This window comes from Streptosporangium amethystogenes subsp. fukuiense (assembly GCF_042665875.1).
GTDB lineage: Bacteria > Actinomycetota > Actinomycetes > Streptosporangiales > Streptosporangiaceae > Streptosporangium > Streptosporangium fukuiense.
Genome location: NZ_JBHTEE010000001.1, coordinates 8,056,835 through 8,073,609, shown reverse-complemented (window position 1 = coordinate 8,073,609; position 16,775 = coordinate 8,056,835). Strand labels below are relative to the sequence as shown.

General features: G+C 70.5%; 16 protein-coding genes. 8 read left to right on the top strand and 8 right to left on the bottom strand.

Annotation, left to right across the window (positions count from 1 at the left end; all coding sequences use genetic code 11):
- On the top strand, positions 1-858 hold the full coding sequence (locus tag ACFQVD_RS35880) for an ABC transporter permease (protein WP_343974687.1): 858 nt from the start codon (positions 1-3) through the stop codon (positions 856-858).
- 73 nt (positions 859-931) lie between these two features.
- Here the strand turns inward: ACFQVD_RS35880 and ACFQVD_RS35875 are convergent, their stop codons facing one another.
- From ACFQVD_RS35875 to ACFQVD_RS35860, 4 genes are all read right to left on the bottom strand, one after another.
- Positions 932-1,369, bottom strand: a complete 438-nt coding sequence (locus ACFQVD_RS35875) for a GbsR/MarR family transcriptional regulator (RefSeq protein WP_343974690.1) — start codon at positions 1,367-1,369, stop codon at positions 932-934.
- Positions 1,366-2,196 carry an alpha/beta fold hydrolase gene (locus tag ACFQVD_RS35870; RefSeq protein ID WP_343974693.1) on the bottom strand — a complete coding sequence of 277 codons (831 nt, stop codon included), beginning with the start codon at positions 2,194-2,196 and terminating at the stop codon, positions 1,366-1,368. The genes ACFQVD_RS35875 and ACFQVD_RS35870 overlap by 4 nt, the downstream gene beginning before the upstream one ends.
- Before the next feature lie 133 nt (positions 2,197-2,329).
- Positions 2,330-3,505: a CU044_5270 family protein gene (locus tag ACFQVD_RS35865; protein ID WP_343974696.1), complete on the bottom strand. Its 1,176-nt coding sequence runs from the start codon at positions 3,503-3,505 to the stop codon at positions 2,330-2,332.
- On the bottom strand, positions 3,502-4,023 hold the full coding sequence (locus ACFQVD_RS35860; protein WP_343974699.1) for an RNA polymerase sigma factor: 522 nt from the start codon (positions 4,021-4,023) through the stop codon (positions 3,502-3,504). The genes ACFQVD_RS35865 and ACFQVD_RS35860 overlap by 4 nt, the downstream gene beginning before the upstream one ends.
- Positions 4,024-4,281: 258 nt before the next feature.
- Here ACFQVD_RS35860 and ACFQVD_RS35855 point away from each other — a divergent pair, with 258 nt between their 5' ends.
- Entirely contained in the window at positions 4,282-5,010 is a 729-nt protein-coding gene (locus ACFQVD_RS35855) for a winged helix-turn-helix domain-containing protein (RefSeq protein WP_343974702.1), read from the top strand.
- A 69-nt stretch (positions 5,011-5,079) separates the two neighbouring features.
- Here the strand turns inward: ACFQVD_RS35855 and ACFQVD_RS35850 are convergent, their stop codons facing one another.
- Positions 5,080-6,534 (bottom strand): serine/threonine-protein kinase, encoded by a 1,455-nt coding sequence (locus ACFQVD_RS35850; protein ID WP_343974705.1) that lies wholly within the window; start codon positions 6,532-6,534, stop codon positions 5,080-5,082.
- Positions 6,535-6,910: 376 nt separating this feature from the next.
- On the opposite strand from ACFQVD_RS35850, the gene ACFQVD_RS35845 reads away from it, so the two are divergent.
- Complete coding sequence (locus ACFQVD_RS35845) at positions 6,911-8,104, top strand: cytochrome P450 (RefSeq protein WP_343974708.1); 1,194 nt, start codon at positions 6,911-6,913, stop codon at positions 8,102-8,104.
- Positions 8,105-8,152: 48 nt separating this feature from the next.
- Here ACFQVD_RS35845 and ACFQVD_RS35840 read toward each other — a convergent pair whose 3' ends face one another.
- The 3 genes from ACFQVD_RS35840 to ACFQVD_RS35830 form a co-directional block, all read right to left on the bottom strand.
- Positions 8,153-8,680 (bottom strand): FBP domain-containing protein, encoded by a 528-nt coding sequence (locus ACFQVD_RS35840; protein WP_343974711.1) that lies wholly within the window; start codon positions 8,678-8,680, stop codon positions 8,153-8,155.
- Between the two features lie 407 nt (positions 8,681-9,087).
- Positions 9,088-9,405 (bottom strand): MerR family transcriptional regulator, encoded by a 318-nt coding sequence (locus ACFQVD_RS35835; protein ID WP_343974714.1) that lies wholly within the window; start codon positions 9,403-9,405, stop codon positions 9,088-9,090.
- Between the two features lie 560 nt (positions 9,406-9,965).
- Complete coding sequence (locus tag ACFQVD_RS35830) at positions 9,966-10,772, bottom strand: SDR family NAD(P)-dependent oxidoreductase (RefSeq protein ID WP_343974717.1); 807 nt, start codon at positions 10,770-10,772, stop codon at positions 9,966-9,968.
- Positions 10,773-11,137: 365 nt separating this feature from the next.
- Here ACFQVD_RS35830 and ACFQVD_RS35825 point away from each other — a divergent pair, with 365 nt between their 5' ends.
- From ACFQVD_RS35825 to ACFQVD_RS35805, 5 genes are all read left to right on the top strand, one after another.
- On the top strand, positions 11,138-11,677 hold the full coding sequence (locus ACFQVD_RS35825) for a DUF4262 domain-containing protein (protein ID WP_343974720.1): 540 nt from the start codon (positions 11,138-11,140) through the stop codon (positions 11,675-11,677).
- Between the two features lie 634 nt (positions 11,678-12,311).
- Positions 12,312-13,124, top strand: coding sequence for a tryptophan 2,3-dioxygenase family protein (locus ACFQVD_RS35820; protein ID WP_343974723.1), 813 nt, complete (start codon positions 12,312-12,314; stop codon positions 13,122-13,124).
- Positions 13,124-14,269, top strand: coding sequence for an aminotransferase class V-fold PLP-dependent enzyme (locus tag ACFQVD_RS35815; RefSeq protein ID WP_343974726.1), 1,146 nt, complete (start codon positions 13,124-13,126; stop codon positions 14,267-14,269). Before ACFQVD_RS35820 ends, ACFQVD_RS35815 begins: the two co-directional genes overlap by 1 nt.
- Positions 14,266-15,336, top strand: coding sequence for a methyltransferase (locus ACFQVD_RS35810; protein WP_343974729.1), 1,071 nt, complete (start codon positions 14,266-14,268; stop codon positions 15,334-15,336). Before ACFQVD_RS35815 ends, ACFQVD_RS35810 begins: the two co-directional genes overlap by 4 nt.
- A 175-nt stretch (positions 15,337-15,511) precedes the next feature.
- Positions 15,512-16,759 (top strand): cytochrome ubiquinol oxidase subunit I, encoded by a 1,248-nt coding sequence (locus ACFQVD_RS35805; RefSeq protein WP_343974732.1) that lies wholly within the window; start codon positions 15,512-15,514, stop codon positions 16,757-16,759.
- The last annotated feature ends 16 nt before the right edge of the window (positions 16,760-16,775 follow it).

Below are 16,775 nucleotides of genomic sequence, written 5' to 3'. Positions count from 1 at the left end.
ATGGCTACTGATCTTTCCCAGCACATCGCCGGTCTGGACGCGCTGGAGCTGTCCAACCGGGAGCGGCAGAGCCTGGCCTCAAGGGTCTGGGCCAGGAGCTGGCCGATGCTCTCGGCGATCCTCCTCGTCCTCGCCGTCTGGGAGCTGGTCGTACTCAGCGGGTGGCGCCCGGAGTACGTCCTTCCCGGCCCGGTGACCGTCCTTGAGGATCTGTGGAACCGCCTCGGTGAGGCCGAGTTCTACGAGGCCCTGGGCGTGACGATGCGCCGCGCGATCACCGGGTTCGCGATCGCGGTGCTGGTCGGTCTCGTGGTCGGCGCGGCCGTGTCACGGGTACGGCCGCTGCGGGCGGCGCTCGGCTCCCTGATCACCGGCCTGCAGACCATGCCCTCCATCGCGTGGTTCCCGCTGGCGATCCTGTTCTTCAAGCTCAGCGAGAGCGCGATCCTGTTCGTGGTCGTCCTCGGGGCGGCGCCGTCGATCGCCAACGGACTGATCGCCGGCGTGGACTACACCCCGCCGATCCTGCTCCGTGCCGGGCACATCCTCGGCCTGCGGCGCCTGGCGCTCTACCGGCACGTCATCCTGCCCGCGTCGCTGCCGTCGTTCCTGTCGGGCCTCAAGCAGGGCTGGGCTTTCGCCTGGCGGTCCCTGATGGCGGGCGAGCTTCTCGTGATCATCGCCCACCAGGCGTCGATCGGCGAACAGCTCGACAACGCCCGGGAGCTCTCCGACGCGCCCGGCCTGCTCGCGACGATGATCGTGATTCTGGTCATCGGCATCGTGGTGGACATGTGCTTCGGCGCGGCCGACAACGCCCTCCGGCGTCGCTGGGGACTCGACCAGCGCGTCGGCTGACCCGAACGTGGAACTCGCCGCCGCTCCCCGAGCCCAGGGCCCGTGGAGCGGCGGGCATCGTCTGGACGAGGCGCTAGCGGCGGTGTCTGTCGAGCAGCTCGCTCCCGACGTCGACATAGCCGGCGAACAGCCCGATCACATCCTGGAGCCGGTCCTGCGCGGGGCCCGGACCCAGCAGGGCCTCACCGTCGCGCAGGGCGGCGATCAGGGTTCTGGCCCGCGCGTGGCTGGCCTCCAACAGTGACTCGATCCCTCCGGTGGCCTCCACCAGGAGCCTGCGGCTGCCGGGCTGCGGGATCACCTTGGCCAGTCCCCAGGAGTTCAGCTGCCGCACCGCGGTGCTCACCGCGCCCTTGCTCAGGTCGAGCTCGGCGGCGATCGCGTCGAGAGAGGCCGGTTCCTCGGTCATCAGGAGCAGCCCGTAGACGCGACCGGTCGCGTGCGGGAGGTTCCATGAGGCCAGCAGGTCACCTACCGAGGTGATGAACGCGCCACGCCTGGTCGCGCTCATCGCCGTGCCCGGCCCGAATCCGGGCCGGAGTCCGGGATCGTACCCAGGAACGTCTCGATCGCCGCGTTCACCGCGTGCGGATCGTCCTGGTTGGCGATGTGTCCCGCGCCGGGGATGACCACCTCCTGGACGCCTTCCGCCGCGGCCCACCCGCGCATGGCCGAGGCGATGTTGCCGGTACGGTCCCGCTCGCCGCGGATCAGGCACAGTGGCACCGGCGTACGGTAGCCGGGGTCCGGGTCGAGGAGCTCGACGGTCGCCCGCCACACCTGGAGGAACTCCCGTTTCGACAGCAGGGAGAACGCCCGCCGCGCGTCCGCCCGCGCGCCCTCCGTCACCGCGGAGGCCCCCGCCATCACACCGGGAAGGCGGCCGGCCGGAATCATCGACAGGCCCGGCGCGGCCGTCCTCAACAGCAGGCGTTCCGTCCATGACAGCGGCCCGGTGTTCCACGCCGAGCCGATGACGACCAGCGCCCTGGCGAGGTCCGGATGCCGCCGGACGACCGCCTGGCCGAGGTTGCCGCCGAGGGACTGTCCCACGAGCACCGGCCGGTCGAGGGCGAGGTGCTCGACGAGCGCGCACAGGTCCGCGATCGCCCGCTCGGCGGTGAACGGAACGCCCGCCGGGCGAGAGCGGCCGTGGCCGCGCATGTCCCAGGTGACGACCCGGTATCCCCGGGCGCGCAGCCGCTCGCTCTGGGCGTCGAACATCACGTGATCGGCCCCGGCTCCGTGCGAGAACAGCAGCGGCACACCGTCGCCACCACTGTCGGCGTAGTGCAGGGCACACCCCTGCAGCGAGAGCGTCGACGACATATTCACCATTTACTAAATATAGCGAATATGCCTGATCGTGGAAAACGGCCGTCACCCCGTCCGGTTCCCGCTCGGCCGTCACCGGCGCGTCGCCCGGAGGACTCGCCGTACGCCCCGGAAGTACGGCGAGTCCTCCGGGAGGTCAGGAGGCGGGTCTCTCGTCGGTCCAGCCGGCCGCGAGGACGGTCTCGGAGTTCCACACGGTGCCCGGCGCGAATCCGGCCTGCAGGCCGCCCGGCCGCACCACGACGCTGTCCCTGGCCAGTGCCCGCCCGGTCGCCTCGTCGAAGATCAGGCGGTTCCGCAGGATCCCCTCGCCGCCCTTGGCGTCCGCCTTCGCCCTGGCCCGTTCCTCGATGGCGACGGCGCTGCCGGTACGGCCCTCCGCGTCGACGACGTCCCGGACGACCTCGATGGTCTCCAGGTCGGCGAGCATCCGGAAGGCGGCGCCGCGCACCTGCGGGGTGACCGGCATGTCGGTGATCAGCCCGACCGTGACGGCGAACAGCCAGGCGTCCGACGACATCGGGGTGTCCGACTCGGTGTCGTGCCCCTCGTACGAGCGCAGCAGCCACGCCTTGAGCCCCTCCGGGTCCTCCGGCAGGCCGCGCAGGTCCTTCATGCTGACGTTGCGGCCCAGCCAGAACACCTTGTCCCCGTCGACGAGGGGGGCGTGGCCGTCCTGCGCCGCTCCCGGCTCGGTCGACAGGGCGAAACCTTCGGATTTCGGGTTGTCACCCCCCTTGGGGGACCTGACCTGGATCTCGGTCGGGGAACCGGCCCGCTCCCAGGCCGCCCTGTCGTCCGGACTCGCGGGCTCCACGCCGAGGGACCTTGTCCGGCTCCACTGCTCCCCGCCGGTCGCCGACGGGGTCCACACCTCGTTCCGCTGCCGGTCCACGAGGGTGTAGTCCCCGTCGGCCGCCTCGAACAGGTTCCGGCTCACCGACACGGTGTGCCAGTAGGCACCGGTCACATCCGGCTGGCGGGCCGCCCCGTGGGCGGCGGCGAGCAGGATGGATCGCCCGGCGAGCTCGATTCGCGGGGTGGTGGTCGCCGGGCTCGAGATCACCTGGACGGAGGGCGCGCGCGGCGCCGTACCGCCGGTCGCGGAGATCACGACGGCGACCGCGGTCACGGCCGCGGCGGCTCCGGCGAGACCGAGGCCCCACACCGGGCGTACGATCCTGCGCCTGGCCGGGGCCGGCCGGGGCCGCGCCATGGCGCGGGAGAGCTCGGCGGCCCTGGTCCGCGGGTCGACCGGGGTGTCGTCCAGGTGCGCGGGACGTGCGGCCCGCAGCTGATCGATGGGATTCATGACCACTCCTCGCTGAGGTTCCTCATCCGGGGCTCGGGACTCACGGCGGTGTCCATCCGCTGTTTGAGCCGCCTGCGAGCGCGGTGCAGCCGCACCCGGAAGGTGGTCGGAGAGCAGCCGACGACCTGGGCCGCGTCGCGGGGGGAGAGTCCCTGCCAGGCGGTCAGGATCAGGATCTCCCGATCCTCCTCCGAAAGTCCGGTCAGCGCCCTGAGCACGCTGAGCCGTTCGGTGACCTGCTCCGCGACGTCGTCCTCGGTCCAGGCCCGCAACTCGGCGCTGAGCGCGTCCCGCCGGATCTCCGCCCGGATGTTGTCGCGCAGCACGTTGCGGGCCACCCCGAGGAGCCACGGCAGCGCCGGCTCCGGCACGTCCTCCAGCCGTCGCCAGGCGATCGCGAACGTCTCGCTCACCACCTCGTCCGCGACCTGCCGTCCCGCGCGGCTGACCACGTAGGCCCAGACGCGCTGCCGGCACTCGTCGTACATATCGGTGAATCTCTGCGAGTCGTCCGTCACCGCCCCGCCCCCTTTGTCCCGGATGTGTTCTTCTGACACCGGGAAGTGGCCGGGGACCCTCGGTTGTTACCCGCTTTCTCGAAAAAAGGGTACGGGCCTCCTGGGACCGCTGGTCAGGGGCGGCGAGCGGTGGCGACGAACAGCGGCATCCGCCGGCGCGATGTGGTCCCCTGACATTCGGCGCCGACAGGGACATCGTTCGGCATAGGCTGGTGTTCCGGGAACCTGGAAGGTTCTAGGGTGCCGATAGGAGGATGGATGCGGACGATCCTCTTGCAGGCCGAGGCCACCGGTGCCGGAGCGGCCGTCATCGAGCTTCCTCCGGGTCGCGAGGCCACCTTCGGCCGCGGAACGGAGAGCGCCCCGGTCGACTTCCCGCTGGACCATCCGGGGATATCCCGGCGGGCCGGGATCATCCGGGCGGTGGACGACTACTGGCTGCTCACCAACCTCAGCCGTGACGCCACCCTGGTCGTGGAGAACCCGGAGGGCGGCGGGGAGTTCCTCAAGGTGGCTCCGCGGCGGGCGGCGGCGCCCGTGCCGTTCGAGTTCGCCCGCGTGGTGCTCCCGGTGGCCGGTGGCGCCTGCTCCTTCCTGGTCTTCGCCTCGCAGCACAGCTTCATCGACCCCGACGCGCCCGAGAGCGCGACGCTCGGCGAGCCGACCGTCTCAGGCTTCCCGGTGGACGAGACGGCGAAGTACTTCCTCGTGCTGGTCGCGCTCTGCGAGCCGCGGCTGCGCGACGGCTCGTCCCCGGTCATCCCGACGGTGCCGGAGATCCTGGAGCGGCTGCGCGACGTTCCCGGCGGCGCGGGCCTGACCCGGGCCGCGGTCAACTTCCACATCGACTATCTGGCGCGGACGAAACTGCGCGTCAAGCCGCCGTCGGGCTCGCGCAAGGCCGACTGGCAGCGCGCCGCGCTGGTCTCCGTCGCGCTCCGCTTCGACCTGGTGCGGGAGGAGCACCTGAAGTGGCTGAACGGCTGATCGCGCCCCCGTACCCGATCGGAACGCCGACCCGGCGAGGGTGACCCACCGGGCCACCCTCGCGGCCCGTCATCGCGGCTGGTACTCGGCCCGGTGTCTCCGTACCAGGTCGGCGTGGGCCTGGAAGCGCTCGGGAATCCCGCCCTGCTGGCGGACCACGTCGTCGGAGGAGCGGAACGCCACCGCTCCCAGCAGCCCGGGGTCTCCGGGCACCCCGGCCAGCAGCGGCAACCGTACGCACAGGTAGCGGCCGACGGCGGGGATGCTGTCCTCGGGCGAGAGGGGCGGGTCGAGGATGGTGCCCTGGCGGCCGACCGGCAGGTAGTACTGAAGCACCGACGGCGTCCAGCGCGCGAGGCCGTACTCGTCCTTGGCCTCGTCGAACAGGTTCGCGTCGAAGCCGCTCTCCGCCTTCAGGATTCCGGCGACCAGTGCCGGGCTCAGCCCTGGAGCCGCGCACATCGTGCCGGCCTCGACGATCAGCGCGCGGTACTCCCGGGGGATGTCGGAGTCGGTGCGCAACCACCGCCCGAACGGATCGGCCAGCCGCGAGTCGACCGTCCCCGCCCCCGAGGCACCCGCCAGTACGAGAGCGGCCGAGGCCATGGCCTTCGCCATCCGGCGGCCCGTTCGCCGGGGCGCCCCCTTCAAGGTGCCGGCCAGCAGCCGCGCGCGGTAGAGCTGACGGGCCGCGCTGGGCCTGGACCTCGGGTCGGGGTTCAGGCAGTCGCCGACCCAGGAGCGCCAGGCCTCGGGCAGCGAGACCGGCAGCGACAGGGGTGACTCGCCCGCCGCGTACTCGACGGCGGCCACGTAGCGGGCGCGGGCGGTGGGGGCGCTGAAGGGAAGGTGGCCGGTGAACAGCTGGCACGCCGTCACGCCCAGCGCCCAGATGTCGGCCGAGGCCCGCACCGCGTGCCCCTTCTCGCTCAGCGGCTCCCCCCAGCGCTCGGGAGGCACGTGGTCCACCGAGCCCATCGGGGGAAGGTAGCCGTGCGTCCCGTCCATCTCGGTGGCCAGGCCGAAGTCGGCGAGCCGTACCGAGCCGTCGGCCATCACGAGCACGTTGTTGGGTTTGAGGTCTCCGTGCACCCACTTCTCGGCGTGCATGTGCGCCAGCCCCTCGCAGATCTCGGCGATCAGCCTCGGCGCGTCGGGAACCGGTGCCCCCTCCCCGATCAGGTCGGCCAGCGACCTTTCCGCCAGGTCCATCACCAGCACGCACGCGCCGTCGAGTTCGGAGTTTCCGGCGTCGTCGATGACGAGCGTCTCCCGCAGCCGGATCAGCCGGGGGTGCCGGAGCCTGTCGTGCAGGCGTATCTCCCGCTCCGTCATGTCCCGCAGGTGCCGCAACTGCCGCCGGGTGAGCGTGCCGGTGGGCAGGAATTTCAGCGCCGCCTCCTGCCCGTCCCGCGTTCCCAGGTAGACGCTCGCCCAGCTCCCCGTGGCGACGGGCCTGCCGACCCGCCAGTCACCGACGCGATACCCCGAGGAGACGCTGACCGCCCATCCCTTGGTGTCCATCGTCCTGCCGCCCTCTCACACCATCGAGCCGGCGCGATGACCGCGGTCGTCGCCCGGAACGCCGTGAACAGGTGGATGCGCCTCGGACGGATCACCGTACGGGGGCCGTGCCGTCATGCTAGATCAAATACAAGCGCGTCGAGCGTCGTCACCGCGGCCGATCATCCGTCGTACCCGCCGGTGGCGGCCTGCCCGCTGATCTTTTCGGTCGGTCCGGCAGGAGGATCGGTGCCGCCCTCATAGGGCCGAGGTTCCGAGGCTCGCGCAGGTCAGCGCGGTGGGCGATATCGCGCCCGCCGGGAACCCTTGCGGGAGGGCGACGGCTGGTTATCGTTTTTCCGGAACAGTCAGGACAGCCGGTCAGCAAGGGAGCTACATGAGCGAGACTCCGACGCCTCCGCTGTACATGCGGCGAGCAGGGTTCGGCCCGGATCCGGAACTGGAAACACTGCGGGACGGGCAGGGGATCGGGCGCGTCAGCACACCGTTCGGCATCGACGCCTGGCTGGTGACCCGCTACGCGGACGTGCGGACGGTGTTGAGCGACCCCGAACGGTTCAGCAACGCCGTGGGGATCGACTTCGTGCCGTCCGACACGAAGATGAGCAAGGAGGAGATCGCGGCGCTGCGCGCGGGCAACATGCTCGCCCTCGATCCTCCCGAGCACACCCGGCTGCGCCGGACGCTGACGCCGGAGTTCACGATCCGCCGGATGCACCGGCTGGAGCCGCGGATCACCCGCATCGTCGAGGAGCACCTGGACGCGATGGAACGCGCCGGGTCCCCGGCCGATCTGGTGTCGTCGTTCGCGCTGCCGATCCCCTCACTGGTGATCTGCGAGTTGCTGGGGGTGCCGTACGCCGACCGGGAGGACTTCCAGCGCAGGAGCAGCAAGATGCTCGATGTGGCCTCGCCTTTCGAGGAGCGTCTGGCGGCCCAGATGGAGTCGCGCGCCTACATCGGCGAGCTGGTCGCCCGCGCCCGGGTCGATCCCGGGGAGGAACTGCTCGGCACGCTGGTGCGCGAGCACGGCGACGACCTGACGACGCACGAGCTCGTCGGCATCGGCACCCTGCTGCTGCTGGCCGGACACGAGACCACCTCCAACATGCTCGGACTGGGCACGCTGGCCCTGCTCCGCCATCCCGACCAGCTGGAGCTGCTGCGGAAGGAGCCCGAGCGCATCGACGCGGCGGTGGAGGAGCTGCTGCGCTGGCTCAGCATCGTCCACTCCGGCACCGCCAAGATGACCACCGCGGAGGTCGAGATCGCCGGCCAGGTCATCGGGCCCGGCGAGCTGGTGGTCTGCGCGCTGCCCGCCGCCAACCGCGACGCCGGGTTCCTGCCCGACCCCGAGACGCTGGACATCACCCGGGGCGCGCCCGGCCACCTGGCCTTCGGCCACGGCGTGCACCACTGCCTGGGCGCCCCGCTGGCCCGGCTGGAGATGCGCATCGCCTTCCCCGCGCTGCTCGAACGCTTCCCCGGGCTGCGCGCGGTCGAGCCCGAGGCGCACTTCCGCTCTTTCAGCGTGGTGTACGGCCTGACGTCCCTGCCGGTCGCCTGGTAGCCGGCAGGACCGCCCGGAGCCGCGATCTCGACTCCGGGCGGGTACGGTTCAGGCGGCCGGGTCGGCGCCCGGGCTCAGGTCGCCGTGGAAGACCTTGTCCAGGAAGCTCTCCAGGTTGACGACGACCCGCATGATCCGCTCCTCGTTGCCGAGCGTCTCGAACCGCACGCCGAGCTCCGTCTTCTTCACGTCCCGCACGTAGAGGGAGCAGGCCAGGTCGGCGCACATGTAGGTGCCGACCGTGTTGCCCTGGCGGCCCGCGGCGCCGACCCTGGGCGCGACGAACAGGGAGATCCCGGTGCCTGCGTGCGGTGTCACGCAGATCGAGCAGACCGTGCTCTTGGCATAGCTCCTGCGCACCTCCCGGCTGAGGCGCAGGGTAACGCCGACGAGCTCGCCGCGCCGCTCGACGACCAGATAACCGCGGTCGGGCGCGCCGGGGTCGAGCCAGCCCAGGAAGTCAAGATCGGCCCAGGGGGTCTCCAGCAGGTTCCTGGGCAGGTTGATCCTGCGCGCCTCCCCCTTGGAGCAGTTGACGAAGGATCCGCGTATCTCCTTCTCACCGACCGGAATCATGACTCACCCACTGTTGATCGACACGTCTGCTGGAGCCCTGCCCGCGCGACCGGCGCCTCCGCGGGGGGGCAGGCACGGGCGCGACGCCGGCGAGCGAACTGCCGGCTCACTGCCTTTTCCGACATTCAGCGCCGACCACTATGTCAGCGCGACATCGGGGACGTCGAATGCTTTTTCCTCTGATGTAAGGACGCCCTGCCACCTGCCCGCGACGAAGCCGAGCTGGAAACGCACGGTGGAAGCCGGCGGTACGAGGCGCTCGCCGATGAGTCACAGGTCCCCGTGGACGGCACGCACCGCCACACGGGTCCGGTCCTCGATCTCACGGTCGTTCTGCCGGAGGGTCGCTCGCCCCGCACCCGGGAAGCTCCGGGGACGGGAGCGTCCGCGGACTCCGAAACCGCGGGTCAGTCGCGTCGGCGCAGTTCGGCGTTGATCCGCAGGGCTTCCTGGAGCTGGTCCTCCAGGATGATGATGCGGCAGGCGGCTTCCAGCGCGGTGCCCTGGTCGACCAGTTCTCTGGCGCGGGCGGCCAGGCGTAGCTGATAGCGGGAGTAGCGGCGGTGTCCACCGGACGAGCGCTGCGGCTCGATCAGTCTCGCCTCGCCCAGGCTACGCAGGAAAGCCGGCGTGGTGCCGAGGATCTCGGCGGCACGGCCCATGGTGTAGGCCGGGTAATCGTCGTCGTCGAGCTTGATCTCTGGGTTCTGTGGGGCTGGATCCATTGCACCTTTTTCACGTCACAGGGGCCCCGGTGCTGCAGCACCGGGGCCCAGAGTTATGGGTTCAACACCTTTCATCGACACGAGTGTCGATTTTTCGTATCCGCACTGGCTGCCCGAAAGGCAGGGAGTGCGGGGATCGCATACGCGTGACCGGAGACCACCTTCCAATCTGATGGGACTACGGCACCCGCCCGGCGAGACGACAACCGGTGGCGGGCGATCCAACGGCGTGTGACCCTCCCCCTTTTCCTCTGATTTCCCTATGTACCTCTGCCATCGGCACCGGTTGGAACCCCTTGCAGGATCTCGGCCCCAGCACGCCTGCCGACGGCACCGCACGGGCTGTCCTCATGCCCGCGGGTCACCGCGTCGGAACCCGTGCACCAGCTGGCCCCGACACGCCTGACCGTCTTGCCACTTCTCTGCGGCAGTTCGTCATCTGCCGCGACTTCTTGATGTTCCCTACTCTTCTGACACCTGAAATGCTAACTCGCCCAACAGCTAATGTCTACTGCGGCCACAATAGATTTTCTCTGCCGCTCAAGGTCGGCGCGGGGACCTCAGATCTCCTTGAGGAACCCCGAGTCGACGGCGAAGTCCGCGCCGGTGGTGCTCGCCGAGCGCGGCGAGGCGAGCAGGGCGATCACGTCGGCGACCTCCTGCGGTTCGACGAGGCGGCCGGTGGTCAGCCTCATCATCTCCGGTGCGACGCTGTTGATCACGGTGTCCCGGTCGGTGCCCGCCTGGGCGGCGATGATGTCGGCCGCGCCGCCCTCCTCCGTCCACCACGCGGTCCGCACGGGCCCCGGAGAGACGGTGTTCACCCGGATGCCCTGCGGTCCGAACTCCTCCGACAGCGCCTTGGTGAGATTGTTCAGGCCCGCCTTGGCGGCGTTGTAGTCGACGTTCATGGAGGCGGCCTGCCGGGCGCCGCCCGAGGAGACGTTGACGATCGAGCCGCCGCCCCGCTGGAGCATCCGCGGGATGGCCGCGCGAACGGTCCGTACGACCGAGAACAGGTTGAACTCGAACATCGCCCGCCAGTCCTCGTCGGTGGGGGCCAGGAACGAGAAGCGCGGCAGGGCCACGCCGGGCGGCGGGCCGCCGGCGTTGTTCACCAGGACGTCCAGGCCGCCGAACGCCTCCACGGCCCGCGCCACGATCTGACCGGGCGCCTCCGGGTCCATCAGGTCGGCCGACACCTGGAGGAGGCCAGGACCGCCGAGCGCCTCCAGTTCCGGAGTGCTCCTGCGGGAGACGGCCACGACGCGGGCCCCCTCGTCGAGCAGGGTACGCGTGACGGCCAGGCCGATGCCCTTGGAGGCACCGGTGACGACCGCGACGCGGCCGGAAAGCTGCAGGTCCATGAGTGTCCTCTCATCGCCGAGCCCCGTCCCGCCGGGAAGCGAGAGGGCTCTTCACGTCGGCAAAGCTACGGCGGGCATCCGATTTCGGGCTGGCGACATTCAGACCGGCAATTCACGCCGGATCCGGACCTCGTATCCGGCGTGAACGCTCCGGCGGCCGACGCACCGGCGAGGAGTCCCCATCGGCCTCCCGGATGAACCGAGCCGGAATCGACTCTGTGGCCACCGCCGTCGAACCCGGCGAGCCCCTCGCCCGCCCCGCCGCGTGCCCGGCCGGTCCGGACCCATTCGGCGGCATGCGGGAAGGCCGGGCGGCGCTGGGTGACTTGTCAGCTTGTATCCGTACAGAGCACTACGCTCAACATATGTCTGACCAGCCGGTATGCCACTGCCTGCTCTGCGTCGAGCGGGAGGTGGAGCTCGACCAGGCCGACCTCAGGACACTGCGGAGCGTCCGGGACCGGGGATGGGCGATTGTCATGATCCCGGAGGACGAGGACGGCCCCGGCTGGGCGTTCACCGTCGGGCTGTGGCACACGCTCCGCTCCCCCGAGGTGGTGATGCTCGGCCTCCGGGTGGACGTGATGGGCAACTGCCTCGGCACCCTGGCCGACCGGATCGCCGCCGGGCACCACCTGGTCGAGGGCCGGGAGCGGGACGACGTGATCAGGAACTACCCGGTCGTCGCGAAGGCGGTGGACACCAGCTGGTACCGGTCGCTGTTCGGCACCGCGCTGCACTTCTACCAGGGGCCCCCGCTGCCCTTCATGGAGATCGTCTGGCCCGACGCCGCGGGCCGCTTCCCCTGGAACGACGGCTGCGCCCCGCGACTGCGGGAGCTGCAGCCCGCGCTCTGGATCCCCAAGGACGAACACGCCCCGGGCCCCTGGACCAAACTCCCCTGACCGGACCGTGCCGGGCGGGCCCCGGCCCGCGTTCCCGATCGAACCGCCGGAGACGCCTCCCGGCGGAGGCCGCGGGCATGGTGAGGCCACCGTGGGACAAAGGCCGGCACCGCCGTACCACGGACGCCCTGGTCTGCGCCGACAGCGCCGGGAAGGCGCGCGGACCCGCCGGGTGTGCCACGTTTCCCCTGGATGCCAGGTCGTAGTTTTACAAAGTTTCTCACCAATTCCAAGGCGATGCGTTTCCGGCCGCCCCGTGCTTCTTCCCAAGTCATCCGCAAGTCCATTCCAAGAGGGAACCCGGAACCTGGGCCCCGGTCATCAAAGGCTCCGTGAAACACGTCCAGAGCGCGTTCCCGGCATCAATTCTCTTCGCACGTTCCTACTATCGGCAGAAATGTGAGGATGAGTGAGGCCCGAAAAGGCTGCCGAGCCGGCCCGAGATCGACCACCTGACGAGGCGCGGCTCGTACCCCCGTGACCGCCGGGCGGCACACGCACTCTCACACGTTCTGATGTCACAAATGAATTGTCGGAGAAAGCCGGTCGCTCAGCCCCGTGAGTCCGGCGGGGGCCCGAGCCGCGGCGTACGGTGCACCGCCACGACCGCCCGACAATGCCCATGAGGAGAATCATGCACGTCGAACTCAACAAACCCGTCGTAGAGGAACTGCACAGGGCGGTTTCGGAGCCGATCTTCAACCCGATCCTCAAAACCTTCGTCGGGGAGGGGAAACTGGACTACGAGGTGTATGTGCGGACCTCGGAGTTGTTCTCCCTGCAACCCGCCACCGACGAACTCGTCTCCTCCGACGAGCTGATGTTCCAGATGGTCCACCAGGCCCAGGAGGTGTGGCTGAAGCTGCTGGCGCACGAGATGACGGAACTGGTGGGCGACCTGGACCGGGACGCGCTCTGGGACGCCTCGGCGCGACTGGACCGGATCGCGCGCATCGTCCGCTGCCTCCGCGACGAGCTGGGGGTCCTGGAGACGCTGACACCCGACTCGTACCAGACGATCCGGCAGCATCTCGGGAACGGCAGCGGGCAGGAGTCACCGGGGTACAACCGGCTGCACGTGGCGGCCCAGTACGTATCGGACGCGCTCGACCGGCTGACCGCCCGCCGCGAGGTTTCGGCCGCGGATGTCTACCAGGCCCGGGACGCCCGGCACAGCGATCTGAAGCGCACGTTCGAGCTGCTCCTCGACGTGGACGAGGCCTACCAGATGTGGCTCGTCACCCACTTCATGCTCGTCCGCAGGACGATCGGCATCAGCCGGAGCACCGCGGCGCTCGACGGCGTGCCGACGCAGGTGCTGACCGGCCGCATGACACAGCCCCTCTTCCGGCGGCTGTGGAAGGTGCGCGAGGAGATGACCGCCAGCTGGGAACGCGGCGGCGGGTACGTGCCCGGAGAGTCCAGGCACGCGGAGAAGGGCTCCTGATGATCCTCACCGACCGGACTGCGAGGTCACTGCGCGCCGAGTTCCCGCTGCTCGACACCTGCGTCTACCTCAACAGCAACTCCACCGGCGCCGTCCCCCGGGGCGTGGAGGAGGTGCTGCGCGGCTACTGGCGGACGCTGACCAGGTGGCGGGACGAGGTGTGGGGCGACTGGCTGGCGCAGACGTCGGCCTACGCCGACGCCCTCGCCGCCTTCCTCGGCGCACCCCCCGGTTCCGTCGTGACCGACGTGAACCTCAGCACGCTGCTCGCCAGGGTCGGCACCTGCCTCGACTTCGGCGGCCCGCGCAGCAAGGTGGTCACCACCGGCCTGGAATTCCCCACGGTGCCGCTCATCTGGCAGGGGTTCGCCCGGTACGGAGCGGAGCTGGAGATCGTGGGCTCGGGTCCCGGGTTCGACGAGGCCGCGCTGGAGGCCGCCATCGACGAGCGGACCCGGTGCGTGTGCGTCTCACACGGCAGCTATTCCACCGGAGCGCTGCTGGACCTGCGGCGGATCGTCACCAGAGCCCACAGCGTGGGCGCGTACGTCATCGTGGACGCCTACCAGACCGTCGGCGCGGTTCCCCTGGACGTCACCGAACTGGGCGTCGACTTCGTGCTGGGCGGTGCCCACAAGTGGATGTGCGGGGCCGGCACCGCGTTCCTGTACGTGCGCCCCGACCTCATCCCCGACCTGCGCCCCGCGGCGACCGGCTGGCTGGCCGGCGCCGACCCGACCTCCTTCCGCTCACCGGTCGTACCGGCCGGGGACGCCCGCCGCCTGGCCTCCGGCACACCGGTGCCGCTGGGGCCGATGATGTCCAGGATCGGCCTCGACCTGCTGTCCGGCATCGGCGTCGAGACGATCCGCAGGCACTCGCTGGCGTGCACCGGCCGGGTACTGGAACGCGCGGACGCGGCCGGAATCGAGGTGGTGACCCCGAGGGAGCCGCACCGGCGCGGCGGCGTCGTCTGCCTGCGGTTCGACGGGGACGAGCGGGTGAGCAGGTCGCTGGTCGACCGGGGCATGGTGTGCAGCTGGCGCGGCTCCCTGCGCGTGGCGCCCCACATCTACAACACGATCGCCGAGGTCGACGCCTTCATGGACGCCGTCGAGACGGAACGGGAGCGGATCACCGCATGAACGTCACCACCCTGTCGCCACGGGCTCTGCTGAGCCTTCTGGCCAACGGTACGAAGGCGATGGACGTCGTGGAGACCGCGCTGCGCCTCGGCCTGCTCGACGCCCTCGACCCCGAGCCCCCGTCCGGCGCCGAGGCCGGCGCCCAGAGCGGCACTCGGACGGACGGCGTCTCCCTGTCCGAGCTCAGCGCGCGGCTCGGCGTCGTACCAGGCCGGCTGTACAAGATGCTCGACTGCCTGGAAAGCCTCGGTTTCGTCCACCGGGAGCAGAGCGGCGACGAGCTGGACCTGGTCCGCTACCGGGCGGTCCCCGGGCTGAGGCAGGCGGCGGAGGCCGTCGCCGGTCCCGACTCGCTGGAACGCGACCGCGACCGGTATCCGTGGCGCCTGCTGCACGGCAGGCTCGTCGACGTCCTGCGCGGCGAGATGTCGATCCCCGCGGCCACCTTCGGCTGGCCACCGCGCGACGAGGAGCAACTGGCCGACTTCGAGCAGAGCATGGCCGCGGGCCTCGGCCCGGTCATCGAGACGTTCCGCGCACACGCCGGGTGGCTGTGGGGCGAGCGGGCGCTCCGGCTGCTCGACGTCGGCGGCGGCGACGGCACCCTCGCCGCGCACCTGCTGGAACGCTCGCCCGCCCTCCGGGTGGACGTGTTCAACCTCCCCGCGGCGGAGGCGCTGGTGAGCCGTACGAGGAAGGAGAGCGGTCTCGGCGGGCGACTCGGATTCGTCGCCGGAGACTTCCTCGACGGCCCCCTGCCCGGCGGGTACGACGCGCTGTCGTTCGTCCGCGTCCTGCACGACTGGCCGGTCTCCACGGCACGGGCGCTGCTGCGGAAGGCGCACGCGGCCCTCGTCCCCGACGGGCGGATTCTGATCTGCGAGGAGTTCAGGACCCCCGACCGGCTCGCCGGGCAGTTCTTCTGGTCGTACTTCCTCATGGGCGTCGACACCTGTGTCAGCCGCCTCTACGAGATCGAGCACTACGTGCGGCTGCTCGAAGAGAGCGGCTTCAGGGACGTCACCGTCCTGCCGGGCCCCTTCGAGCTGATCACCGCGACCCGATGACCCCGCGGGTCCGCCCGACGGCCCCCGCCGCCCTTTGAGGCCGAACCCACCCGGAAACCCGGGCGAGTGCACTGGAAGTCGTACGGCCACGGCCGGAGATCACGACTTCTGGAGTACGGCGGGTGCCTCCCGGGGAGGGACGCGCGGGCGGTGAGCGCGCCGGAAGCATGAGGGCATGGAGACGCTCGATCTCGCCCGCCTGCAGTTCGCCGTGACCTCGGGGGCACACTTCCTGTTCGTGGCCCTCACCCTGGGCCTGGCCACGGTGCTGGCGGTCATGCAGACCCGGGCGACGCTGACGCGTTCCGACACGCACCTGCGGATGACCCGGTTCTGGGGACGGCTGTATGTGATCAACTACGCGATGGGCATCCTCACCGGGCTGGTGATGGAGTTCCAGCTCGGGATGGCCTGGAGCGGGCTGACGCACTTCGCGGGGAACGTGTTCGGCGCCTCACTCGCGATGGAGACCCTCGTCGCCTTCTTCATCGAGTCCACGTTCCTGGGTCTGTGGATCTTCGGCTGGGACCGGTTGAACCGCTGGGCGCACCTGGGCGTGATCTGGGTGGTCACGATCACCGCCTACGCCTCGGCGTACTGGGTCCTCGTCGCCAACGGCTTCCTGCAGAACCCGGTCGGTGCCGAGGTCGTGGACGGGACGCTGCGGCTCACCGACGCGGCGGCGGTGCTCACCAACCCCGACGCGCTCCTCCCGTTCGCCCACATCCTCTCCGGCGCCCTGGTGACCGCCGGGTTCTTCCTCGCCGGGGTGAGCGCCTACCACCTGCGCCGTGGGACGGCCGAGCAGGAGTTCTTCCGCAGGTCCCTGCGGATCGGCGTGTTCACCACGCTGCCCGCGCTGCTGGCCAACGCCGCGTTCGGCGGCGTGCAGTTCCCGACCCTCCAGCCGATGAAGACCGCCGTCTTCGCCGGGCGGGAGGAGGAGATCGCCCGGTTGCAGGCCGAGATGGTCGCCGTCCACGGTCCGGGGGACTACATCCCGCCCACCGCACCGACACAGCTGGGCGCCATGATCATGCTGGGTGTCTTCACGGTGCTGCTGCTCGTGTCGGCGCTCAGCGTCCTGCTCGCCTCGTTCCGCCGGATGGTCCTGGGGGCGCGGGCCTGGCACGTGCTGCTGATCGCGATGATCCCGCTGCCGTTCGTCTCCATGATCGCCGGCTGGGTGTTCCGGGAGGTGGGCCGCCAGCCCTGGATGGTGGAGGGCCTGCTCAAGACCGAGGACGCGCTGAGCGACCTGTCGCCGGGCACGATGGTCCTCTCGCTGATCGCCTTCATCACGCTCTCCGTCCTGCTGGTGGCCGTCAACACCTGGATCCTGGCGCGCGGCGCCCGCCAGGGCCCCGAGGCACCCGCCACCGGCCCGGCCCCGGCAGAGCCGACTCCGGTCCTGGCCTTCTGACAGCCTCGCGGTCCAT